We start from the raw sequence: 23151 nt of genomic DNA on the forward strand, positions 1-23151 counted from the left end.
CGTCCCTAACTTCTAATCATTGCCTTGCGGCAGTCGATTAATCACCGAGGACGATGCCGATGCCAGCGCGAACGATGGTGCTATTGCCGCCCGAGGTAGATACGCCGAGGTTGTAGTTGATCGTGCCTTTGTCGTTCCAGCGGGACACGCCCAGACCGACAGCCTGATAGCCACGATAGTTGGCAACGCCCGCATTCAGCGTGGTACGGCCCGGCAGATAAGGCGTCACGATGTTCAGTGCCGATGCCGATGCAATACCCTTGGCTGCCGACTTGTCCACGTTGTTGATCGAGTTGCTCATGTTGCCCATGGCACTGTTCAACTGGTTCAGGTTGACCGCGTCGGTGCCCTGCGTACCCGCTGCGACGTTGGTGATCTGACGCTCTGCGCCGGCGGAACCCACCGACACCGAGTTGTCGCGATCGGTCGTCGAGTTCGCACCCAGTGCAACCGCGTTGGCATTCGGAGCCGTAGCACCTGCGCCCATCGCGACCGAGTTGTCGCCCGCCGTCACCGTGTTCTTGCCGATTGCAATCGATGTGCTGCCGGTTGCTGCTGCACCGTTACCGATGGCGATCGAGTCTGAACCGGTAGCGGCTGCAGCCGTACCACCCGAAGCCGGCGTGTTGATGTTGACGTAGGTCGTGTCACCCGCACCGCCGTTCGCGATGTCGTTCACCTGGCTTTGCAGGCTCGAGAACTGCGAGTAGTTCACGGCGTCCGTTGCGCTCGAACCAGCCGCAACGTTCGTCAGTACCACTGGCGTCGTGGAACCGGCGCCACCGAGCGTCACCTTCGACTTCGTCGAGTCGTCGTAAGCCACGCCATTGGCAGTACCGCCGCCGCCGCCCCCGTTCTGGGCAACATACGACTCCATCTGGCCGAAGTTGACAGCGTCCGTAGCATCCGTGCCGGCCGCCACGTTCTTCAACTGAACCGGCGTGCTCGAACCCAAGCCGCCAAACGTCACGGTGCCCTTGCTCAAATCGTCGTAGGCGACAAAGCTGTTCGTCACCACACCGCCGCTGTCGACGTTTGCGCCCATTGCCTCCAATTGCGACAGATTGACCGCATCCGTTGCATGCGTGCCGTTCGCCACGTTGATGATCTGGCGTTCCGCACCGGCCGCGCCCACCGACACCGCGTTTGCACGGTCAGCCACCGAGTTCGAACCCAAGGCCACCGAGTTCGCTGCCGATGCATTCGCTGCACCGCCCATCGCCACCGAATCCGCACCCATTGCCGACGAATCGGCCAGCGACGAATTCGCGTGGAAATACTTGATGCCGCCACCGTCGACGATGTTATTGACCGTGTTGGTCACGTTCGTCATGGTGCCCGCGATGTTCGCCACGTTCGCGTTGGTCTGGTACAGCTGCGAGCCGTTCACTGCATCGAGGCTTGCCGCCGTCAGCGCGCCAGCCTTCACGTTCGTGATCGTCGTGCCGTTAGCGCCCTTGAGCGTGATCGCGCCTTTGGTCGTGTCGTCGTACGCAACGAAGCTGTTCGTCACCACGCCGTTGCTGTCGATCGTGCCGCCCATGGCCTGCAACTGCGCCACGTTGACCGCGTCCGAGCTTGCGACACCGTTCGCCACGTTCGACAGCGCGACCGCCGAGCCGCCCTTGTTCAGCGTCAGCGAAGTGTGCGCAGAACCGTCATAGACGACCGCGTCGGGCGCACCACCGCTGGAAACAGATTGGATCGCCGCATTCAACTGCGCCACATTCACAGCGTCGGTGTCTTGAGAACCTTGGGCAACATTGGTGATCTGCATCAACCTCGACGCGCTGCCCACCGAGACCGTGTTAGCACGGTCGGCGATTGCGCCGTAGCCGATCGCCACAGCGTTCGCCACGCTTGCCGTCGCATTTCCCCCGATTGCCATGGAGTTTGCAGCGCCCACTGACACGAACGCATTGCTGCCCATCGCTACCGAACTGTCCCCGTTGCTGATCGCGTCTGAACCGAATGCCAGCGAGTTCGCTGCTTGCGCGGCGGCCAGGTAGCCGATTGCAACCGAATTCACGGCGAGGTTATTTGTCGATGCGCTGTTGCCGATGACCGTCGCATTGGTCGCAATCGACACAGCGCCCGATCCAACTACCGTCGACCCGGCAAAGAACGCACCTGAGCGGGCGCCAAAGACGACCGAGTCTGCGCCCTGCACGCTCGACCCCGGACCAATGGCCATGTTATTCAGCGCGTCGTCACTGGACGTTGCAGCAAGTCCCGGCGTGAGATTCGAGCTCACCGCCGTCACCGAGGCGATGGGCGTCGCGCCCAGCAGGGATGCGCTTACCGGCGCCGCCCCCAGGAGCCCGGCCTTGACGCCGCTCGTCTGCGACGTGATCTGCTGCGTCAATGATGTCTGCAGCGCGTCCAACTGGCCAAGCGTAACGGCGTCAGTCGACGAAATGCCGTTCGCGACGTTCGTGATGCGGCGCTCCGCACCCGTGTCACCCACGGACACGGTGTTCGCCGCGGATACACGAGAATTTGCTCCCAGTGCCACCGAGTCTGCGAACATGGACCGCGCGCCTGCGCCGAGAGCCAACGAATTCTCGCCGCTTGCGAACGATCCGCCGCCAATGGCGACTGCCTCGCTGCCCGTGGCGACTGCTGCGCTCGACTGGGACACCACCTTGATGTACTTGGTGGTATCGGCGATGTTGTTATTGATCGACGAAACTTCGCCGTCGAGCCCCGAAAGCGCCGAACCGACGTCAGCGTAGGTTCCGACGCTCAGTTCATAACTCGGTGCGCTCAGCGACCCGTTCACGTTCACGGCGGAACCGCCACCGAGCGCATTCGCCACGCTGGCTGCCGTGCGGTAAAGCTGCGCTCCATTTATTGCGTCGGCGCTGGTGCTGGAAACCGCACCCGCCGCCAGACCGGAGATCTTCGTCGAACCGCTCGCGCCCTTGAGCGTGATGGTGTTCTTCGTCGTGTCGTCGTATGCAACGAACGCGTTCGTCACCACGCCGCTGGTGTTGATGTTCGCGCCCATCGCCGTCAGCTGCGACAGGTTGATTGCGTCCGTGCCGTTCGTGCCGTTTGCAACGTTGATGATCTGGCGTTCCGCCCCAACCGCGCCCACCGACACCGCGTTCACACGGTTCGCCACCGAGTTCGAACCCAGCGCCACCGAGTTGTTGGCCGATGCGCTGGCCGCGCCGCCAATTGCCACCGAGTCCGTGCCGGTTGCCGACGAGTCGGCCAGCGTCGAATTCGTGTGGAAATACTTGATGCCGCCGCCGTCGACGATGTTGTTGACCGTGTTGGTCACGTTCGTCACCGTGCCTGCGACATTCGCGACGTTCGCGTTCGTCTGGTACAGCTGGCTACCGTTCACAGCGTCAAGGCTCGTGGCCGAAAGCGCACCTGCCGTCAGGCCCGTGATCTTCGTCGAACCGCTTGCGCCTCTGAGCGTGATCGAGTTCTTCGTCGTGTCGTCGTACGCAACGAATGCGTTCGTCACCACGCCGCTGCTGTTGATCGTGCCGCCCATTGCCTGCAACTGCGCAACGTTCACAGCGTCCGAACCCGACACGCCGTTCGCCACGTTCGTGATCGTCACGGCCTTCGTTGCACCCGAACCGCCCAGCGTCACCTTGCCTTTGGTCGTGTCGTCGTATGCAACGAACGCGTTCGTCACCACGCCGCTGCTGTTGATGTTCGCGCCCATCGCCGTCAGCTGCGACAGGTTGATTGCGTCCGTGCCGTTCGTGCCGTTCGCGACGTTGATGATCTGGCGTTCCGCGCCTGCCGCGCCCACCGACACCGCGTTCACACGGTTCGCCACCGAGTTCGAACCCAGCGCCACCGAGTTGTTGGCCGATGCGCTGGCCGCGCCGCCAATTGCCACCGAGTCCGTGCCGGTTGCCGACGAGTCGGCCAGCGTCGAATTCGTGTGGAAATACTTGATGCCGCCGCCGTCGACGATGTTGTTGACCGTGTTGGTCACGTTCGTCACCGTGCCTGCGACATTCGCGACGTTCGCGTTCGTCTGGTACAGCTGGCTGCCGTTCACGGCGTCAAGGCTCGTGGCCGAGAGCGTACCTGCCGTCAGGCCCGTGATCTTCGTCGAACCGCTTGCGCCTCTGAGCGTGATCGAGTTCTTCGTCGTGTCGTCGTACGCAACGAATGCGTTCGTCACCACGCCGCTGCTGTTGATCGTGCCGCCCATTGCCTGCAACTGCGCAACGTTCACAGCGTCCGAACCCGACACACCGTTCGCTACGTTCGTGATCGTCACGGCCTTCGTTGCACCCGAACCGCCCAGCGTCACCTTGCCTTTGGTCGTGTCGTCGTAAGCAACGAAGCTGTTCGTCACCACGCCGCTGCTGTTGACGTTCGCGCCCATCGCCGTCAGCTGCGACAGGTTGATTGCGTCTGTACCGTTCGTGCCGTTCGCGACGTTGATGATCTGGCGTTCCGCGCCTGCCGTACCCACCGACACCGCGTTCGCACGGTTCGCCACCGAGTTCGAACCGAGCGCCACCGAGTTCACCGCCGATGCGGTTGCCGCGCCACCAATCGCCACCGAGTCCGTGCCGGTTGCCGACGAGTCGGCCAGCGTCGAATTCGTGTGAAAATACTTGATGCCGCCACCGTTGACGATGTTATTGACCGTGTTGGTCACGTTCGTCACATTGCCCGCAATGTTCGCGACATTGCCAGCAACGTTCGCCACATCTTCGTTGGTCTGGTACAGCTGCGAACCATTTACGGCGTCGAGGCTTGCCGTGGTGAGCGCGCCAGCCTTCACGTTCGTGATCGTCGTGCCGCCCGTACCCTTCAGCGTGATCGCGCCTTTGGTCGTGTCGTCGTATGCAACGAAGCTGTTCGTCACCACGCCGCTGCTGTTGATCGTGCCACCCATTGCCTGCAACTGCGCAACGTTCACAGCGTCCGAACCCGACACACCGTTCGCCACGTTCGACAGCGCGACCGGCGCGGATGCACCCACCCCACCGAGCGTGACCTTGTTGCGCGCGGAGGAGTCATATTGCACTGCGCTAGCCGTACTGCTGGTTGCCGCAGCGGTAATGGCTGACGTCACGTCGTTGTATGTCGTACCGCCAATCGTGATGGACGGCTTCTTGATCGATCCATCCGAGTTGACCCCGGCGCCGCCGCCAATCAGGCTTGCAACACCCGCCAACTGCGTCACGTTGACAGCGTCCGTGGCTTGCGTACCGGCTGCGACGAACGTCACCTGACGCTGCGCCGAGCTGCTACCCACCGAGACGGAGTTCGCGCGGTCGGTTGTCGAATTGGCGCCCAGCGCCATGGAGTTGGCCTGGTTTGCAACCGAGTTTGCACCGAGGGCCATCGAGTTCGACGCTGCGTTCGTCACCATTGCGTTCGCACCGATGGCGACCGAATTCGTGGCGTTCGTCACCGCCAACGAGCCCAGCGACAACGCGTTCACGCCCTGCGCTGCCGAGTTATACCCGATCGCGACGGCATTGTTTGCGAAACTGTTGGTGCTCGCGCCCGCGCCGATCACCGTCGTATCCAGAGCAAGAGCGGCCGCAGACGAACCAACGGCAGTCGAACCGGCCAAAGCGGTGCCGGAACCCGCACCGACTGCTAGCGAGCGATCGCCGAGCGCCATAGCCGTCGGGCCGATTGCCATGGCATCGAGCCCACTGTCCGTGCTCGTCGTCGTGCCTTGCGTCACGTTCGAGCTGACGGCAATGTAGGAGGTGACCGGCGCTGCGCCCAGCAGCGTAGCACCCACCGGCGCCGAACTCTTCAGCACCGCCTTCGTGCCGCTCGATTGCGACTGCATTTCCTGCGTCAACGAACTTTGCAAGGCATTCAACTGAGCAACCGTGACTGCATCCGTTGTTGCCGTGCCGTTCGCGACGTTCGTGATACGCCGTTCGGCACCCGTGTCACCCACGGACACGGTGTTCGCTGCGGACACACGGGAGTTCGCGCCCAGTGCCACCGAGTCGGCGAACATGGCGCGCGAGCCCGCACCGACCGCCACGGCGTTCGAGCCGCTTGAATACGAGCTTCCGCCGATTGCAACCGATCCGTCGCCCGTTGCAATTGCCGACGAGGACGTGGACACGATCCTGACGTACTTCGACGTGTTGGAGAGGCTATTGTCAACGCTGGTGATGGCGGAATCCAGCCCACTGAGCGCCGAGCCTACGTCGTTGTATGTATTGCCCTGCACCGCGTACGTGGGTTTGGTCACCGCACCGCTCGGGTCCACGCTGGAACCGCCGCCCAGTGCGTTCGCCACGCTGCTTGCGGTATTGAACAGTTGCGAACCGTTGATTGCGTCTTTGCTGTCAGACGTAACCTGCCCTGCGGCCACGTTGGTCAAGCCAACCGGCGCCGAGGCGGATACGCCACCCAGCGTGAGCTGGTCATGAGCAGGCGTGTCGTAAACGACAGCGTCTGGCGAACCGCCACCGCCGCCCGATGCATTGGCGATGGCCGCGTTCATCTGGCCGAGGTTGACCGCGTCGGTAGCGGACACACCGGCTGCGACGTTCGACAGCGTCACCGCTTTCGATGCGCCGACGCCGCCAAAAGTCACCTTGCCTTTGGTCGTGTCGTCGTACGCGACGAAGCTGTTCGTCACCACGCCGCTGGTGACATTGGCGCCCATTGCCTGCAGTTGCTGCAGATTGACTGCGTCGGTGCCGTTCGTAGCATTTGCCACGTTGATGATCTGCCGCTCCGCACCGACAGCGCCCACCGACACGGCATTGTCGCGGTCGGCCAGCGAGTTCGAACCTAACGCGACCGAATTCTGCCCGTTGGCAATCGCCGCGCCGCCAATAGCGACTGAGTCCGCACCAACTGCCGACGAATCGGCCAGCGTCGAATTCGTGTGGAAATACTTGACGCCGCGATCGTACAGATTCACGACAATGTCACCGACGTTGTTCGCGAGCGTCTGCAAGTTCTGGTTCGTCGTGTACAGCTGACCGCCGTTCACAGCGTCAGTGCTGGCCGCCGACGAGATGTCGCCAGCGGCAACATTCGTCAGCCGCACCGCTTTCGGGCTATTGACGCCACCGAGCGTCACCTCGTCGCGCGCGGACGAGTCGTACGTGACGACCAGCGGGTTCCCGGCAATGCCGTTGTTGACGATGTTGTTCACCACATTCGTCACGTTGGAAACGTCGCCGGAAAGATTGGCGACGTTGTTCACGACGTTCGTGACGTTCTGGTTCGTCTGAAACAGCTGCGAGCCATTGACTGCGTCGGTGCTATAGGCAGACGAGATGTCGCCCGCCGTCAGATTCGTGATCTTCGTTCCTTTCGTACCCTTGAGCGTAATCAGGGTGGACGCGGAACTGTCGTAAGTCACGGCGTTGGCGACGACGCTGCCGCTGCCGCCACCGCTGACGCTTGCGATGGCTGCGTTGAGCTGATCCACGTTCACCGCGTCTGTGCCTGCGGCGCCTGCGGTCACATTGGTGATCTGCCGGGTGTACTGCGAAGTACCGTCGGCCGACAGGTAGCCCACCGACACGGAATCAGGACGAGCCGCAACCGAGCCGCTGCCCAGCGCGACCGAATTGGACGCGAGCGCGGCAGAATTGGCGCCGTATGCACTCGAATTGCTGCCCGTGGCAATCGCGTAAGGACCGGACGCGACCGAGCTTGCACCCTTGGCGAGCGCGCTGCTTGCCGGCTCGCTGGAAGGAGAGTTCGCCTGGAAATAACGCGAGTACTGGTACAACTGCGCGCCGTTGACCGCGTCGGCGCTCGTTGACGAAATCGTTCCCGGCGCAACGTCGATGATCTTGTTGCCGGTCATGTCGACCGTGCCGATCATCTTGATACCCGTGTCGCCGACGATTTCAAGGTGACCGTCGTCATAGCCCGTGACGCGTGCGGTGATGCCACCATCGTTGTAACCCCACGCGCCGTTGTCGGCCGCAGCGTTATTCAGCGAAAACGACATGCCGGCAGAACCGCTCGTGCCGTTGCAACTCATGATGCCCACGGCGCTCGACAGCGGCCCCCAGGAAGAACCCACACCGCCTACGCCGCCGGGGCACAGCTCCAGCCCACCGTTGCCGGGGCTGGTCTGGGCAGCCGCCATGCCAGGCATCATCGCCGCGCCGATTGCCATGGCAATCGGCATGAACATGGCCTTCAACGGAGTTGACGGACGAGAATCCACGCTCGTCACGATAGCGCCAGACGAGGCGACGGTACCCGTGCCACTGCGTGCCTTGGCGGTTTCCGGAGCAGCCACCCACGTTCCAGACGCATCGTTCCAGATGCTGATGTACGACTTATTCATAATTTCCCTAAATAGAGGGCAACGCCCGCTTGCAAATCGGTTCTCTAACCGCGAATACATTTGCAAAAAAGCCGGACTGACATCCCGAATTGGAGTACGGCTTTTTATGCTTCAGATAATGTAGTTGGAGGACCTATCCTCTAAGAATCAGGAAACAGGAAGTTCAAACGAGAAATTTCCGAATAAAGGGTAGATAAATCGCAAGCCTTCTCAAAATTGCCATTACCTCGTGGTGCGCGAGGGAGGCGAAACGAATCAATACCAATCCGTCAAGCCCCTGATGCGACTGCCTTTCGACGTTTGACATTCCTCATTTCATTTCGATAATCTTTAACGTTCTGATAGAAGTGAGGAATTGCATCACCCACACTTGAGAAAATTCGCAAGTTTGCGATTCGCGTCGATTCGTACAATCCGCCGCGACACAATCGAATCTGCGTTTTGGCATAGAGTTTTTACTTTTTAATCAGATAAGGACGCGCCGACCTGTGTCTTAACACTCTTTTTCCGATCGCATTTATTAATAAAGAAATCATGAAAATCTCAGAAATTCGCCGCAAGAATAAGCAACTCGGCCAAGGCATGACGGAATACATCATCATCGTCGCGCTCATCGCCGTGTCGGCTATTGGCGTGTACTCACTCTTCGGCCAAACGCTGCGCAACCAGACCTCCGGCCTCGCTATCGAAATGTCCGGCCAGAACGCGCAGAGCAACATTTCGACGGCGCAGACCAATGCGAATACCGCGACCAGCAACGCCAACCACACGAAGAACATGGGTACGTATAACGACAGCAACAATACGGGTAACTAACCTTTCCGGATCAGCGGTATCCATCATGAAACGCTCTGCCCGCACGGGCAGGGCCAGGGTTGCCAGCGCTAGCGGGCAGGCGCTGGTCCCTGCACTGATTTTCCTTCTGGTCGGCTGCATAGGTCTGTACGTGGCGTTCAGCTCGTTCCAAATGACAAGCGCCAAAATCAAACTGCAAAACACGGCGGATGCCGCCGCTTATAGCGCCGCCGTGCTGCAGGCGCGCGACTACAACTTCTCTGCTTATACGAACCGGGCGATGATTGCCAATCAGGTCACCGCCGCGCAAGTGGTTGCGCTCAAATCATGGATCGACGAACTCGGTGAGACCTACACGCCCTCCGACCTCGACAAAACGATCGCAGGGCTTGCAGACCATCCCGCCGAATGGAGCACGCCGAAGCAGCTTGGCGATAGCGACATCGCGCCGCTGCGCGCAACGTTGGACGCGTTGCTGCCCACGGTGGCGCGCAATATAGGTTCACTCAATCGCGCGCTAAGCGTCGCGCAAGCCACCTACCACGCTGCGACCGTGAACTCGGTCCCAGACACAGCGGATGCAATCGCGCAACTGAATCAGCCCGACACGCACGTCACCAGCGGATATTTCACCAGCGCGCGCAATGCCGCGCAGCTTGCCGCATGGACCTCCTATACGGCTACCATCACGCCCGCAGGGAAGCTCGGCTCAGACGAATTCGCCGACGTCGCAACCGACCCGGCCACGCTCGACGGTTTCGTCAAGAACCGCGACTCCAGTCGCAGTGTCGCGCCTGACTTCCAGCAGTTGAACGATACCGCCGCAAGCGTATGCGGAACCACGGCCAGCTCGTTCACCGTGCGAGTCACGCACGACGGAGGCACTCAGCTCAGAAGCGACAAGAGCGCCTGGCAATCTATCGATGCAAGCACTGCTGCGCTCGTCGTAAGCTGTTTCGGCGCATTTGGCGCCGTGGCCGGCTCCGGCGGCAGTGCGAATGGAAACATCACCAGCTTCATGACGCATCCGCCGTTCGTCGCGTGGCAGGACTGGCAGGGTTATGGCGGCTACTTCAATTTCGGCTATGAAGGCAGTGCCTCACCCGGCTATCAGGTACCGGAGGCCATGGCGCAGCAGTTTTCGCAGGGGCCCGGCCCTTCGCTCGATCCCGCGAACGGCGGTCTGCTCCCATATCAGGAGCTCAGCGGCCTGGCACTTGCCAGCGAGGCGCCTCGCATCACGATCGAGGTCACGCGCAACACCAACACACTCGTGAAGACGATCGGCCTGCAAGGCAGCGGCCGTCTCGCCGTGGTCGACAACGCCGCCGCCGGCGCCATGCGGGCGCTCTCCAGTGCCAACGCCTATTTCGTACGCCCGGATGAAACCGCTTCCGGCGCCTCGATCATGGGCCGTCTTCTGAATGCCGACGAATGGGCGCGCGCAGATCATGCCACCGAATACCCAAGCCTCTTTAGCCCCTATTGGCAAGCGCGGCTCGCGCCGGTCAGCCAGGAGGAACGCGCCGCCGCGCAGGCGAGCCAGATGTCCGAAGCACCGCAGGCCCAAAAGCAATGAAGCAAAACCCACTGAGAAGCACCGCGCAATCCGGTCAGGCAATGGTCGAGTTTCTCGTCTCCATGACCATGGTGATGAGCGTGTTGTTGCTCGCCATCGTCATGCTCGCAAAGTTCAACGACATGCGTAACCGGACGCTGATGGGCTCGCGCTATCTGGCGTGGGAACGCACGGTGTGGTCAGACGGCGATACCGCCAAAAATCTCGCCAGCGATCCAGCCACCCCGGAAGGATGGTCGAGCACATACGGTACCTCCGCGTTGACCGTTGCCAAGAGGGATGCCGAACTCAAAGGCGAAATCATGCAGCGCCTGCTGGCGGCCAACAATTCGGCCATTTCGAGCGCGGACCGCTTGCAGAACAAACTGGCTGCATTGCAGCCGGTCATGTGGCACGACTATGGCGGCAATCCGCTGCTGACCTCGTCATCCGATGTTGCGGTCAGCACCGCCTTGACTGCCGATCCTGCAAGCAGTCAGAGCAGCATCGCCCTGTCCCAATGGTCCGTACCCACCGCGACCGGAGGGCAATATGCGGCGCGTCTGAGCCTGCCGTCGAGCACGCTTCGGTCGGGCACGCTCAGCTTGACGGTCGGCGCAACGAGCGACGTGCTTGAACGGCTCTGGCCAAAAGACGGAAAGCTGCCCGCATTCGCCGGCCTGACATTTTCAGACACCAACACCCTGTTGACCAACACCTGGGTTCCAGATGGCTCGGCGAGCAACAAGGCGTTGTTCAGCGAAGCGGTGCCGGCGGCCCATGTTGCTCTGGTGCCCACTAGCGAATATCAGGGTTTGAAAAAGTACGCGCCCGAGATTTCGACGCTCGAATTCGGCCGTGTTCAGCAAGATGTCGTGCCCGCGACCCGGTTGAATCAATGAAATTGCTGGTCGCTCGACTTTCTCGCGGCGCCTGCCTGGTCGGCGCGCTGCTCGCCGGCGGCAACGCTTTGGCGTCCAACGCATGCAACAAGATACCGGTGCAGCCGCGAAGCACTCAATCCATTGGGCGCGACATGATCGTGAACGGCGTGCCCACGTCTCTGGTCGGCATGGACTTCGCCGGCACGCTTGAGGAGGTATCGAACGCGTTTCGCGATTTCTGGGTGCGGGAAGACGTCCCTGCAAAGGGCCGTTCTACGTCCTCAGGCTGGCTGCTCAGCGCGTTGGACGACCACTGTCTGTACGTGCTCGCCCTTGCGCCTCAAGTCACCGGCGATCACGCACGCGGACTGATGAGCGTGATCCGGCTAGGCGGCGACGAACCGGATCACACGATTCCGGATGCGGTCATTCCGCTTCCCGAAGACAGCCGGGTTGTCTCGGACGTCGAGAGCCGTGATCCGGACAAAGCCGGTCGTACGTGGATTCTCGATATGTCCGGCGAAGCGCAATGGAACGCGCAGCGCTACCGCAACAGTCTTGCCGCGCAAGGCTGGATCAGTGTGGGCCAACAGCCCGACGTTCAGTCGGCACGAAATCACGCAACCCATGCAACAGCTTTCGCCATGCAACGCGGTAGAGACAGCGTGGATGCGAGCTTCTCGGATAGCGCAGGAAGAACGAGCGCTGTCATCAATGCAATCAGAACTCATTGAGAGATCAAACGTGAAAAACCTTTTGTCCCGCGGAAGAACTTCGTGCGGCCGGCGCCTCTCCACGACAAGACAGCGTGGCCAGGCGTACGTGGAATACCTCGTGGTGACCTCGGCAATTGTCGGCGCACTGCTCGTGATTTCGAACGATATCGTAATCGACGGACAGCCTGTCTCGCCGCTCGCCGCACTCGTTACAAACTTCAAGTCTCTGTTCAGCGCCTACAGCTTCACCCTTTCGCTTCCCTGACCGTGTCAGGTCACTTTGTCATGTTCAAGAAAATAAAACTCCGCTCACTGCTCGCGAATTCATGGGTGCTGCTTTTCCTCGCTGTGCTGGTTGCAGGTGGCCTTACGTTTCTGCTCTACAAATATCTGAACGACCGAGAGACAAAGCTCAAGGCCGACATGAACACGAATCATATTCGCGGCGGCGTGGTGGTTGTCGTGCCGCAGCAGGACGCTCCCGCCGGCATGCCGCTGTCGAGCGACAACTTCGTGGGACGCGAGATTGAAGGCAATCTGGTGTACGACGATACGATCCGCGCGGACAATTTCGAGCAATACCGTAACTCACATCTGGTGAAAGCGGTACGGCACGGACTACCGCTGCGCGCGGGCGACATCGACGCGTTGCACGCCCGCGACTTTTCGGACGTCCTGAAACCCGGAACTCGCGCAGTGACAGTCGAGATCGACACGGTCAATTCCACGGCCCTGATGCTGCGCCCCGGCAATCACGTGGATCTGTACTGGATCGGCAAGGTCTTTCACCTCGATCACAGCAGCGACGATAAAAAAATCGCACAACGCATGTTGTCGAACGTGCTCGTGCTTGCGACCGGTCAGGACACGCGCCCGCGCGACGCCGGCGAGGCAGCGCAATACGATCAGGCGAATGCCAACAGCAGCGCGATGAGCCGGCAGCAGGGCGACGGATACACCACGGTAACGCTCGAAGTCCCCGTGGACGACGTGCCGCGCGTTGCGCTCGCACAAAAGGTCGGCGGCTTGCGCCTGATTCTGCGCAACTCGGACGACAAGACCGCGGACGGTCCCGCGTTGGTTCAGGAAAGCGATGTATTCATCGATCCCACTCGCGGGCGGCCAGGCGGGAGTACGGCTGCGGCGCCCCCGTCCGTCGAAATCATCAGCGGCGGCAGCATGAACACCAGCAGCGTGCTGATTACCCAAGGCCAATCGACCACGCCCGTCCAGGAGCCGCGATCAACTCCCGCCGCGACCGCGGCGATACCCGGTTCCGCATCGCCGCAGCATCAGCCGAGTCTCTATGAACAGGCGAACGCGATTGCGCAACAACTGCAAAAAGCCACTGCGCCCGGCGCATCGAAGCAGAACTAAAGTACCGAGTACCGATTTCCATGAAAGTCAAACATAACGCGGCGCCTCTGCGCCGCCGGGTCCTGCCGTCTGTTCTCGTTGCCATGCTGTTGTGCGAGGCGGCGCCAGCCGTGGTGGCTCAATCCAGCTACTCCGCAACCCAGGATAGTCCTGCCGCCGGCACGCGAGTGCTCGACATGTTCCGTGGCGAAGTACGGATCCTCCATATTCCGGGAACGATCAAACGCATCGCCATTGGTGACGGCAAGCTGATTACCGCCAACGTGGTCGACGGCAGCCTGGTACTGCTTGGCGAGAAGGACGGCATCACGTCGCTCGTCGTGTGGAACCAGAAGGGCATCGCGCTGCAAACTACCGTCCGTATAGCGAAAGCGGAAGTCAGCGCGTCGGTGGGACAGTTGCGCGCGGTGCTCAAGCCCGTGTCGGGACTGCACATCGATGCAATCGGCTCGAATATCGTGCTTTCCGGCGTGATCCATCGCGACATGGCGAATATCGTGAAGGCCGCGACGCACGACATGACGAACGTCGTCGACACCACCACGGTCGACGAAGGCGACGCGCTGCGCAAAACCGTGCACTTCAAGGTACAGATCATGGAAGTGACGCGCAACGGCCAGCGCAATCTCGGCATTGCGTGGGACAGCGCATTCAAAGGGCCGCAGATCGGCGGGGCGGCGACCGTTGCAACCGGCGCGGCCAAGGCCGCCGTCGCGGGAACGAGTTATTTCCTCGCGGGCATTGCCTCGAACATCACGTCGCAAATCAACTTTGCCGTGGAAAACGGCGACGCGTACGTGCTTGCGGCCCCGGAGCTGAACACGAAGAGCGGCGGAACGGCGAGTTTCCTCGCGGGCGGCCAGGTGCCGATTCCGCAGTCAGGCGCGCTCGGCACGACAAGCGTCGAGTACAAGGACTACGGTATCAAGCTGAGCATCATTCCGGTGGTGGACGCGAACAACATTATCTCGGCGCATCTCACTACGGAAATCAGTCAGATCGACCCATCCGTGACGTATGCCGGCATGCCGGGTTTTCTGACTCGCAACACGAGTTCGGACATCTCAATGCGAGCGGGCGAAACGCTGGCTATTTCCGGACTGATCAGTGCGGACGCGACGAATGATTCCAACGGCATGCCATTCCTCAGCCAGGTGCCGATCATCGGACAGCTGTTCCGCTCCGACGCGTTCCGGTCCAAGAAAAGCGATCTCGTGATCTTCGTGACTCCGGTGATCTCAGACCCGGATCTGGCGCCGAACACGAACCTGCTCACGCGTGCCGACAGAATCGACGAAAGCTTCCGCAAGGAGTACGGCAATCCGAATCCACTCATCGCCGACAAAGACAAGGCGAATCACACGACTGCGCCGCGTCAACCGATCGGGCCCACGCCTGCGTTGATTCCCACTCCGATCCGCAGCACGTTGCAGCAGGCAGCGCCAGCTGAACCGCGGGCGCAACCGTCGTCCGTCGATGCCGCTGGGCCGCTGCCGCCACCCCGTCCTTACACAGGCGTGCCGCCAGTGGGCGTCGCCGAGGCGCTTCGCGCGCTGAGCAGCGAGCAGCAGCCGCAAGCCACCCGGCCGCCCGTTTCGACGCAACCCGCGTCGAATGGAAAAACATCGGCGCAACAGGTCGGCGTGCTCGGCACGTCGGCGGAGTAAGTGCACAACGCGGATACCACCATGCTCAATCTTCAGGTACACACGCGCAATGCGCCGGTTCGGCTGCTTCAGCTCGATCAGGGTTGCACGATCGGCAAGGACGCGAGCTGTGACGTGATCGTCAAGGGTTTGCTCATCGGCAAACTGCAAGCGCGGATAGTAAGAGAACACAACGCTTATTACATCGAGGACCAGGGCGGCATTGCGGCAACGCTGGTCAACGGTTCGCCGATCACGCGCTACGGTCCGCTCACCGAAGCGGATCAGATAGAAATCGGCGTCACGACCATCAGGATCGCCCGCGACGCCTCTGTGTCGCGGTCTGTGTCACCGACCCATCACGGCGCGCAGAGCGCGCAGCATGCGGCTCACGCGCCGGTTGCAACGCTGCCAGTCGATCACCCTGTTGCGTCGACGATGGGCGGGACCACCCAGCCAGCGGCACAACATCACGCGCGTGAGCAACAGGAGCCTTTTTTTGCGGCAGCGGCTCCCGCTTCGTTCACGGCGTCGCCGCAGTCGGAGCGATCTTATTTTCCGCCGACAACATCGCTCCCCGCTCTCAACGCTTTGCACACGCTCCCACAGCATGAAGGCGCGGCCGCGACCAATCATGCTGTCACGCCGGGGCTTGAGCCGTTACTGCCCAGGCCAATCGCGTCAACGAAAAAGAGCGCGGCAACGCAACTGCCGGTTGCGCCCATCAACAGTCCGCACGGCATCGAACTGCGCAAGCAGGCGCATATGAAGGTGATCGCGGCGCTCGACCTCCGGCGTCTGAACGTAGCGCGCATGGAAGAGGACGAACTGCGCAAAACCGTAAGCGCCGCCCTCGACGATATCCTGAATCACGACACCAGTTTTCGCACCGCCGATATCCCGCTCGACGCTCTGAAGAAAAGCGTCTTCGACGAAATTATCGGCCTCGGACCACTCGAGGAATTGCTGGCCGATCCGACGGTGTCGGAAATCATGGTGAATTGCCACAACGAAATTTTCATCGAGCAATATGGCCAACTGACCCGCTCGCCGGTGATCTTCACCGACGACCGCGCGGTACTCGGCGCGATCGAACGAATCGTTGCACCCATTGGCCGCCGCATCGACGAAAGCTCGCCGATGGTCGACGCCCGGCTCTCCGACGGGTCGCGCGTGAACGCCGTGATTCCGCCGCTCGCATTGAAGGGGCCGAGCATGACGATCCGCAAATTTTCCAGGCAGAAACTGGGCGGCGAAGATCTGGTTCGCTTCGGTTCCCTGTCGGAGGACATGCTCGAATTCCTGCACACCGCGGTCAGGGAAGGCGCCAACATCATCATCTCCGGCGGCACGGGCTCGGGCAAGACGACGCTGCTGAACGTGCTGTCCAACTACATTCCTGACGACGAACGCATCGTCACGGTGGAGGATGCAGCGGAGTTGCAGCTGTCCCAGCCCAATCTCGTCTGCCTCGAAGCGCGCCCCGCGAACATGGAAGGCAAAGGCGCGGTGCCCATTCGCGACCTCGTGAAGAACTGCCTGCGGATGCGGCCGGACCGCATCGTGATCGGCGAGTGTCGCGGCGGCGAGGCGCTAGACATGCTACAGGCGATGAACACAGGCCACGACGGCTCGCTCACCACCGCGCACGCCAACACCCCGCGTGACTGCATCGCGCGACTCGAAGTGATGACGCTGATGGCGGGTCTCGATCTGCCCGTGCAGGCCATTCGTGAGCAGATCAGTTCGGCGGTGGACATCATCGTGCAGCAGTCGCGTTTTTCCTGCGGGTCACGCCGCGTGACGCACGTGACCGAAGTGAGCGGCATGGAATCCGGCGTCATTACCTTGCAGGACGTGTTCGTCTTCAAGGAGGAAGGTTTCGGCGACGACGGCAAGATTCAGGGCAAGTTCGTGTCCACGGCGTATATACCCGACTTCTACCAGGAATTGATTCGCCGGCGCATTCCGGTGAACACGGGCATTTTCACGCGCGTCGAATGAGAGTCTGGACATGAGTCTTCCCATTATTCTCGGCCTGGCTTTCTTCGGCAGCCTGCTGGTGATCTTCCTCGTGTCGCGCATGGGCACCGCCACGATCAGCAAAAGTTCACGTCAGATGGCGGGCGAAATCGAGTCTTCGCTTGCCGACGCGTTCGTATTCGTCAACCGGCAGAAGGCCGCTGCGTGGAGCATGGCGGGCATGATCGGATTGCCGGTCATCGTGTTTCTCGTCAGCCGCAGCTTTCTGGTTGCGCTCGCGTCGATACCGCTTGCCATGATGCTGCCGAAGCAATACATCAAGCGCATGCAAAAAAAGCGTATCGATACGCTGGAAAAGCAGTTGCCCGATGCGCTGCTCATGATGTCCGGCGCGCTGCGTGCCGGCGCAAGCTTTCCCTCTTCACTCGAAGCGGTGATTTACGAAATGGCACCTCCTATTTCGCAGGAATTCGACTTGCTGATGCGCGAAATCCGGCTCGGCATCGACATGGATGTTGCGATGCGCAATCTGGAGAGGCGTGTTCCGATTCCCGACTTTCTGATGATGACGGCGGCCGTCACGATCGCACGTGAAGTGGGCGGCAATCTGGCCGAAGCGCTCGAGTCGGTCGCCCGCACGTTGCGTGAAAAGCTGCAGATGGAAGGCAAGATCAAGGCGCTCACGTCGCAGGGCCGCATGCAGGGGATCGTGATGACCTGCCTGCCGCTCTTTCTGATGCTCGTTCTGCGCTTCATGGAACCCAAAGCAATGGCGCCGCTATTCGACGAACCGGTCGGCTGGGCCACATTGAGCGTGATCGCCGTGATGGAGTTTCTCGGCTACGTGTCGATCACCCGCATCACCAATATCGATGTCTGACCTATGCTGCTCATCATTGCGCTCGTCATGAGTCTCGGGCTGATTGCGTTCATCGCAATCGGCTACAAGTCGATCAACGGTCTGGCTGGCGCCGTCCCGCCGGAAGATCGCACGTTCCTCGATCCGCTGCCGAAGTCGCTGCGCCCGCTATGGCCGCTCGTGAATTTCGTGGTTCACCACTTCGGCGACAGATTCAGCCCAAAGCTCGTCGACAAGACCGACCTGCAATTGCGGCTTACGTCGCTTACGTTCCTGATGAATGCGCGCCAGTTCATCGCGCTGTCGATCATCGGCGCGGTCGGCATGGCGCTCGTCGTGTTGCTGCTGATGCTCGCGCTCGGCATGTTCTCGATGCTCGCGCTCATTCTCGCGGCCGCGCTCGGTTATTTCTATCCGCGCATCTGGACGCGTGACGTGCGCCGCCGCCGCGTCGCCCAGATTCTCAGGCATCTGCCGATCTATCTCGACTTTCTCACGCTCGCCGTCGAGGCAGGTCTGAACATCAATGGCGCGATTCAGAAGGCGGTCGAGAAGGGCCCGGAAGGCCCGTTGCGTCGAGAACTCGAACACGTTTTGCGCGACCTCAAGTCGGGACTGAACCGGATGGAATCGCTGCGCCGCCTCGACGACCGTCTGCGCATCAAGGAAATGACGAACCTCGTGAGCACCATCGTGCAGGCGGAACGCATGGGCTCGGGGCTTGCCAAGTCGCTGCGCTTCCAGTCCGAGCAACGCCGCTCCGAACGTTTCCAGCGCGCGGAAAAGCAGGCGATGGAAGCGCCGGTGAAGCTCGTCTTCCCGTTGTTGATCTTCATTTTTCCAGTGACGTTTATCGTGCTTGGATTTCCGATCGTGATGAAATTCGTGCAGGAGGGCTTGCTGTGAAAGTCGCGCGACTTTATGCCGAAGGCCGCGATACGACTGTTCAGGTGTCGGTCACGCAGACCGCTGGAGAACGCATGCGCGGCTTGCTCGGCCGGGACGATCTTGCATCCGGCGAGGCATTGCTGCTGACACGCTGTGGCTCGGTACACACGTTCGGCATGCGCTTTTCAATAGACGTGGTGTTTCTCGACCGCCGCCAGCAAATCGTCGCGATCCATTATGCGGTGCCAAAGCACCGTATCGTGTTCAGCCTTCGCGCGACCGAAACGCTTGAAATGCCTGCTTATTCCGCGCGAACCCATGGGCTCGCTGTCGGCGACCAGCTCGTATTCGAGGTCTTGTCATGAGAGGTTCGTGTTCCAAGCCGCAACGGGTTCGGTGGGCCAGGCCGCGTATAGCGCGCGGCGCGCGCCGGTTCCGGCAGTTGGGGCAGTCGATGACCGAATTCCTCATCGTCGCGCCCGCGCTGCTGTTCGTCTGCTTTGGCACGTTGCAGTTCGTGCTGCTGTATCAGGCGAAATCCACGCTAGACGTCGCGGTACTTGAAGCCGCGCGCGAAGGCGCGGTCAATAACGGTTCGATGCAAGCGATGCGCGCCGGCCTTGCACGAGGGCTTGCTCCAATTTACGCTCGCCACGCGGATGCGGCCGGGGTCGCCGCGGCACTTGCCAGCGCACAGACCGCGGCCACCCAGTTCAGCATCATTACCGTGCTCAACCCGACGCCGGCTGCGATCCAGGATTACGCGCGGCCTCGTTACTATCCCGATCAAGCTGCAACGTTCACGGAGATTCCCAATGACTCGCTGATGTATCGGGATTCTTCGGTGCCGCCTGGCGCAACGTCGGGCATGAATATTCAGGATGCCAATCTTTTGAAAATTCACGTGCACTACTGTTACGACATGTATGTGCCGCTGGTCAACAAGGTGATCTACTACGCAACCAATGTGATCGGCACCATCGGGGCTATGGGCATTTTGACACGCGAACCCGCCAGTTCGACTGCTAATCCGGACCCCTATGGAAATCCGCTGAACGGCGATGCTCTCTGCAAAATCAAGCTCAAGGACGGTATTGCAACGGGCCGCTGGCCCATTTCGCTCGACGCCGAGGCCATTGTCCGTATGCAGTCACCGCTGCGGGCCTCGGCGCTGAATGACTCACCGAATCCGACGGGCGATTGATGTCGGCTCGCCAAAGTGCAGCGCGAGTCGTTCCGGACGCCGTTTTGTCTCGGCGTCACCGGGAGGGGCGCGATCCTGAACGGCGCGACGTGTCGCTTCGTTCGTGGCTGATCTGTGGTGCTGCGGCGCTTGCTCACATTCCGCACGACGCATACGCCGCAGACGCTCGGGTGGCACGATTACATCACGCGTCCGGCGTCGTCATGATCGTAGGCGGCATGGGCGGCGGCGAACTGGGCGCCGTGGCCCCGTCCATGCGCTCCACCGCTGCTTACGCTCGCGCGCACACGCGTTCAGTCATGGTGACGACGGCGACTCCGGCAACGGCTAGCCCGGCGGCTGAGCCGTCGGCGTCTGTGGCATCGCGCGTGATGGCATTCGCACCGCTGATCGAAAAGGCCGCGCGCGCTACGCAACTCGACGCCGCATTATTGATGGCTGTGATCGACGTCGAATCCGGCGGCAATCCACAAGCTGTGTCGCCGAAAGGCGCGTCGGGTCTCATGCAATTGATGCCCGCGACGGGAATGCGACATGGCGCATTTGATCTGTTCGATCCGCAGCAGAACATCGGCGCGGGTGCGCGCTATCTGCAAGCGCTCCTCCAGCAGTTCGGCGACCTCGCACTCGCGCTTGCCGCCTATAACGCCGGCGAAGGCGCTGTGCAGAAATCGAACGGCCAAATACCACCCTACGCTGAGACGCTGAGTTACGTGCCGAAAGTGATCGCGCGTTACGGATGGTATCGGGACGCTATGCTGGGCACGACCAGCGCATTCATCCAGGAGGTGCGGACGGTGGGGGCGATTCGGCCGATGCATAGGAGCGCGGATGCGCGCGTCCTGTCAGGTGGAGATGGAGAAGGCGATTAAGCGGTCGTGCGGCGGCTTAAAGCAAGCATGCCAACAGTTTCGTCGACGCATGCACGTCAAAGCGCACATAGACTGAGCGCGGCCTCGATCGACGTGTTCAGCGCGTCGATCGAGTGACTGACAAGCGGAAAAATGCCCGCGATGCGGCCGCGCTCCCGCGCCCGCGCCGCAGCTTCCAGCCGCGTCAGCAGAACGAGCAGACCCGTACACCCGAGCACACGCGCGGAACCGGCAATACGATGCGCCGCGCTGGCAACCTGCTCCCACTCGCACTTGTCGATACTCTCGCGCAGCGAGACGAGCCCGGCGCGATTGGTATTGGCGACCAGTTCGAGCACGCGCGATGCAGCAGCTCGATCTCCGCCCACCAGATCGAGCGCCGTGGCATAAAGCGAACGATACTCGGCGGCATGAGCGCGTTGATGCTGGTTTGGCATGGATTGCCTACTGCGCCAGTGCAATCCGGCAGCGTCGCGCCAGATCAATGAGTTCGACGAGCGACTTCACGCCAAGCTTGTGCATGATGCGCGTCTTGTGACTGCTCACGGTTTTGTTGCTGATAAAAAGCGCCTCGCCAATTGCCTTATTCGACATACCCTTAGAGAGCATTTGCAGGATCACCAGTTCCTTATCGGACAGCATCATGACGCGCTCCTCTTCCTTCACCGTTCGCCCGGCCAGCGCAATCCCCGAGCCGCTCGACGTGACCGGGAAGACGGTGTAGCCCGCAAGCACGGCCTCCACGCCCCGCATGATTTCTTTCATTTCCTGCGACTTGGCAACGAAACCATGCACGCCTGAGCGCATCGCACGCGGCGCGAACGTCGCGGGGTCGTGGCCGGACAGCACCATCACGCGGATCGCTGGATGTGCCAGCTTGAGTCGCGGAATGACATCGAGTCCACTGATACGCGGAATGTCCAGGTCGAGTATGGCGAGCACCGGCGCATGCTGTCGGGCCATCTCAACGGCGGATTGACCGTTATCGGCTTCGATCACGTCCTCGACGCCCAGAAGTTGCATGAGTTGCATTTTGATGATCATCCGGAACGCAGGGTGATCGTCGATAATCAGAATGGTGGACATCGTTCAAATCCTTTAAAGCATCTTTGCCGCGTCAGGCGCCCACGGCGGCTCAAGTCTGCCGGTCAATCAATCCGCACCACGTCACTTCAATTTCGCGCCGCGAGATCTCGGCGAGCCGAAAAGACTGGCTATGAAGCGGGCGCTGCTGCCTGCCTCGAAAAAGAAACGCGAGCGCTGGCGGCCTGCTCGCAGTGCAGCGCCGTTTCCGCCGACGCGCGCAAACTGTCCTTTATATGCGGCAAACGTGATTCAGAGGCGGAGAAATTGCGGCGCCAGGCGTCGTGCCCGGCGTGCATCAGTTCGACTTCGGCGCAGGCAAGCGGCGCTTGCGCATGCGGACACCGTGCGACAGCAGGATCAGCCTTGATGGCGTTGACGATGTCCCACAGGTCAGGGCGTACGGTGGACACCGTGCGCAGCGCCGGATTGGCAGCGGATAGCGACGCGCTGTTCTGCAGCCCTATCGTAATGACGGCGGCCTGGCCGAGCGCTTCTTCGACGAAGCCCCACAGGTCACGGTCCGCCCGCGCCTGTTGCGCGGCATTCAGCCAGCATTGCGCCTTCGCGTGGAAATATTCGCGCCTGTCGCGAGGCAACTGGTCGAGCCGTTGCTGCAACGACGCGAGCGCACCCAGACTGCGGCGGATGGACGCATAGGCGCTGACCCATTGCGGGCTCGGAGCACCGGCGGCTTCGTCTTGTGAAGCACCCATGCCTGACTTCAATACCGTGGAATCGACGATGCCGAGTCGCTCGCGTGCGGCGTGGTCTGCACACCCCGTGAAGGCCAGCACGCACACGAGCGTCGTTAGCTGGAATTTCATTCATTCTCTGCGTCGAGCGCAACATTTTTCGAAGGCTCAGAGTATGCAGAGACGCAGAGAAGCGTGGAATGGGACCAGTCTTAGAAAGGCGCGAGATGAGGTTCGATTCCTCGGCTCGACAGCACAAGGATGCAAAACATTTTCAGCATTATGTGATTCGCCACTCGTT

General features: G+C 61.2%; 17 protein-coding genes. 13 read left to right on the top strand and 4 right to left on the bottom strand.

What is annotated here, in order from left to right:
- Positions 1 to 37 precede the first annotated feature (37 nt).
- Entirely contained in the window at positions 38 to 8290 is an 8253-nt protein-coding gene (locus AAGS40_RS24225; RefSeq protein ID WP_345815548.1) for a YadA-like family protein, read from the bottom strand.
- A gap of 534 nt (positions 8291 to 8824) precedes the next feature.
- Between AAGS40_RS24225 and AAGS40_RS24230 the strand changes: the two genes are divergently transcribed.
- The 13 genes from AAGS40_RS24230 to AAGS40_RS24290 all read left to right on the top strand — a co-directional run bounded on the left by AAGS40_RS24230 (position 8825) and on the right by AAGS40_RS24290 (position 21072).
- On the top strand, positions 8825 to 9106 hold the full coding sequence (locus tag AAGS40_RS24230) for a pilus assembly protein (RefSeq protein WP_345815549.1): 282 nt from the start codon (positions 8825 to 8827) through the stop codon (positions 9104 to 9106).
- A 25-nt stretch (positions 9107 to 9131) separates the two neighbouring features.
- Positions 9132 to 10664: a pilus assembly protein TadG-related protein gene (locus tag AAGS40_RS24235; RefSeq protein ID WP_345815550.1), complete on the top strand. Its 1533-nt coding sequence runs from the start codon at positions 9132 to 9134 to the stop codon at positions 10662 to 10664.
- A gap of 41 nt (positions 10665 to 10705) precedes the next feature.
- Positions 10706 to 11545: a hypothetical protein gene (locus AAGS40_RS24240; RefSeq protein WP_345815551.1), complete on the top strand. Its 840-nt coding sequence runs from the start codon at positions 10706 to 10708 to the stop codon at positions 11543 to 11545.
- Positions 11542 to 12261 carry a hypothetical protein gene (locus tag AAGS40_RS24245; RefSeq protein WP_345815552.1) on the top strand — a complete coding sequence of 240 codons (720 nt, stop codon included), beginning with the start codon at positions 11542 to 11544 and terminating at the stop codon, positions 12259 to 12261. The genes AAGS40_RS24240 and AAGS40_RS24245 overlap by 4 nt, the downstream gene beginning before the upstream one ends.
- Positions 12262 to 12349: 88 nt before the next feature.
- A complete protein-coding gene (locus AAGS40_RS24250; protein WP_345815553.1) occupies positions 12350 to 12508 on the top strand; it encodes a hypothetical protein in 159 nt (52 codons plus the stop codon).
- Between the two features lie 20 nt (positions 12509 to 12528).
- Positions 12529 to 13620 carry a Flp pilus assembly protein CpaB gene (gene cpaB / locus AAGS40_RS24255; RefSeq protein ID WP_345815554.1) on the top strand — a complete coding sequence of 364 codons (1092 nt, stop codon included), beginning with the start codon at positions 12529 to 12531 and terminating at the stop codon, positions 13618 to 13620.
- A gap of 20 nt (positions 13621 to 13640) precedes the next feature.
- Positions 13641 to 15287 (top strand): pilus assembly protein N-terminal domain-containing protein, encoded by a 1647-nt coding sequence (locus tag AAGS40_RS24260; RefSeq protein ID WP_345815555.1) that lies wholly within the window; start codon positions 13641 to 13643, stop codon positions 15285 to 15287.
- 21 nt (positions 15288 to 15308) lie between these two features.
- On the top strand, positions 15309 to 17270 hold the full coding sequence (locus AAGS40_RS24265; RefSeq protein ID WP_345815556.1) for an ATPase, T2SS/T4P/T4SS family: 1962 nt from the start codon (positions 15309 to 15311) through the stop codon (positions 17268 to 17270).
- Between the two features lie 10 nt (positions 17271 to 17280).
- The gene (locus AAGS40_RS24270) at positions 17281 to 18129 is read left to right on the top strand and encodes a type II secretion system F family protein (protein WP_345815557.1); all 849 of its coding nucleotides are present in this window, start codon (positions 17281 to 17283) and stop codon (positions 18127 to 18129) included.
- Between the two features lie 3 nt (positions 18130 to 18132).
- Positions 18133 to 19014: a type II secretion system F family protein gene (locus AAGS40_RS24275; RefSeq protein WP_345815558.1), complete on the top strand. Its 882-nt coding sequence runs from the start codon at positions 18133 to 18135 to the stop codon at positions 19012 to 19014.
- Positions 19011 to 19361: a DUF192 domain-containing protein gene (locus AAGS40_RS24280; protein WP_345815559.1), complete on the top strand. Its 351-nt coding sequence runs from the start codon at positions 19011 to 19013 to the stop codon at positions 19359 to 19361. The genes AAGS40_RS24275 and AAGS40_RS24280 overlap by 4 nt, the downstream gene beginning before the upstream one ends.
- Positions 19362 to 19450: 89 nt before the next feature.
- A complete protein-coding gene (locus AAGS40_RS24285) occupies positions 19451 to 20200 on the top strand; it encodes a TadE family protein (protein ID WP_345815560.1) in 750 nt (249 codons plus the stop codon).
- A gap of 170 nt (positions 20201 to 20370) precedes the next feature.
- Positions 20371 to 21072 carry a lytic transglycosylase domain-containing protein gene (locus AAGS40_RS24290; RefSeq protein ID WP_345815561.1) on the top strand — a complete coding sequence of 234 codons (702 nt, stop codon included), beginning with the start codon at positions 20371 to 20373 and terminating at the stop codon, positions 21070 to 21072.
- 56 nt (positions 21073 to 21128) lie between these two features.
- Here AAGS40_RS24290 and AAGS40_RS24295 read toward each other — a convergent pair whose 3' ends face one another.
- From AAGS40_RS24295 to AAGS40_RS24305, 3 genes are all read right to left on the bottom strand, one after another.
- Positions 21129 to 21509 (bottom strand): Hpt domain-containing protein, encoded by a 381-nt coding sequence (locus AAGS40_RS24295; protein WP_345815562.1) that lies wholly within the window; start codon positions 21507 to 21509, stop codon positions 21129 to 21131.
- Positions 21510 to 21516: 7 nt separating this feature from the next.
- Positions 21517 to 22158, bottom strand: a complete 642-nt coding sequence (locus AAGS40_RS24300) for a response regulator transcription factor (protein WP_345815563.1) — start codon at positions 22156 to 22158, stop codon at positions 21517 to 21519.
- 128 nt (positions 22159 to 22286) lie between these two features.
- Positions 22287 to 22982 carry a hypothetical protein gene (locus tag AAGS40_RS24305; RefSeq protein WP_345815564.1) on the bottom strand — a complete coding sequence of 232 codons (696 nt, stop codon included), beginning with the start codon at positions 22980 to 22982 and terminating at the stop codon, positions 22287 to 22289.
- Between the last annotated feature and the right edge of the window lie 169 nt (positions 22983 to 23151).

Source organism: Paraburkholderia sp. PREW-6R, from assembly GCF_039621805.1.
In the GTDB taxonomy this organism is placed as follows: domain Bacteria; phylum Pseudomonadota; class Gammaproteobacteria; order Burkholderiales; family Burkholderiaceae; genus Paraburkholderia.

Excerpts from the sequence above, each read along its gene's own strand:
- AAGS40_RS24225 (WP_345815548.1), bottom strand. The coding sequence starts at position 8,290 with ATGAATAAGTCGTACATCAGCATCTGGAACGATGCGTCTGGAACGTGG.
- AAGS40_RS24300 (WP_345815563.1), bottom strand. The coding sequence starts at position 22,158 with ATGTCCACCATTCTGATTATCGACGATCACCCTGCGTTCCGGATGATC.
- AAGS40_RS24305 (WP_345815564.1), bottom strand. The coding sequence starts at position 22,982 with ATGAAATTCCAGCTAACGACGCTCGTGTGCGTGCTGGCCTTCACGGGG.
- AAGS40_RS24265 (WP_345815556.1), top strand. The coding sequence starts at position 15,309 with ATGCTCAATCTTCAGGTACACACGCGCAATGCGCCGGTTCGGCTGCTT.
- AAGS40_RS24295 (WP_345815562.1), bottom strand. The coding sequence starts at position 21,509 with ATGCCAAACCAGCATCAACGCGCTCATGCCGCCGAGTATCGTTCGCTT.
- AAGS40_RS24260 (WP_345815555.1), top strand. The coding sequence starts at position 13,641 with ATGAAAGTCAAACATAACGCGGCGCCTCTGCGCCGCCGGGTCCTGCCG.
- AAGS40_RS24230 (WP_345815549.1), top strand. The coding sequence starts at position 8,825 with ATGAAAATCTCAGAAATTCGCCGCAAGAATAAGCAACTCGGCCAAGGC.
- AAGS40_RS24240 (WP_345815551.1), top strand. The coding sequence starts at position 10,706 with ATGGTCGAGTTTCTCGTCTCCATGACCATGGTGATGAGCGTGTTGTTG.
- AAGS40_RS24270 (WP_345815557.1), top strand. The coding sequence starts at position 17,281 with ATGAGTCTTCCCATTATTCTCGGCCTGGCTTTCTTCGGCAGCCTGCTG.
- cpaB (WP_345815554.1), top strand. The coding sequence starts at position 12,529 with ATGTTCAAGAAAATAAAACTCCGCTCACTGCTCGCGAATTCATGGGTG.
- AAGS40_RS24235 (WP_345815550.1), top strand. The coding sequence starts at position 9,132 with ATGAAACGCTCTGCCCGCACGGGCAGGGCCAGGGTTGCCAGCGCTAGC.
- AAGS40_RS24275 (WP_345815558.1), top strand. The coding sequence starts at position 18,133 with ATGCTGCTCATCATTGCGCTCGTCATGAGTCTCGGGCTGATTGCGTTC.
- AAGS40_RS24285 (WP_345815560.1), top strand. The coding sequence starts at position 19,451 with ATGACCGAATTCCTCATCGTCGCGCCCGCGCTGCTGTTCGTCTGCTTT.
- AAGS40_RS24245 (WP_345815552.1), top strand. The coding sequence starts at position 11,542 with ATGAAATTGCTGGTCGCTCGACTTTCTCGCGGCGCCTGCCTGGTCGGC.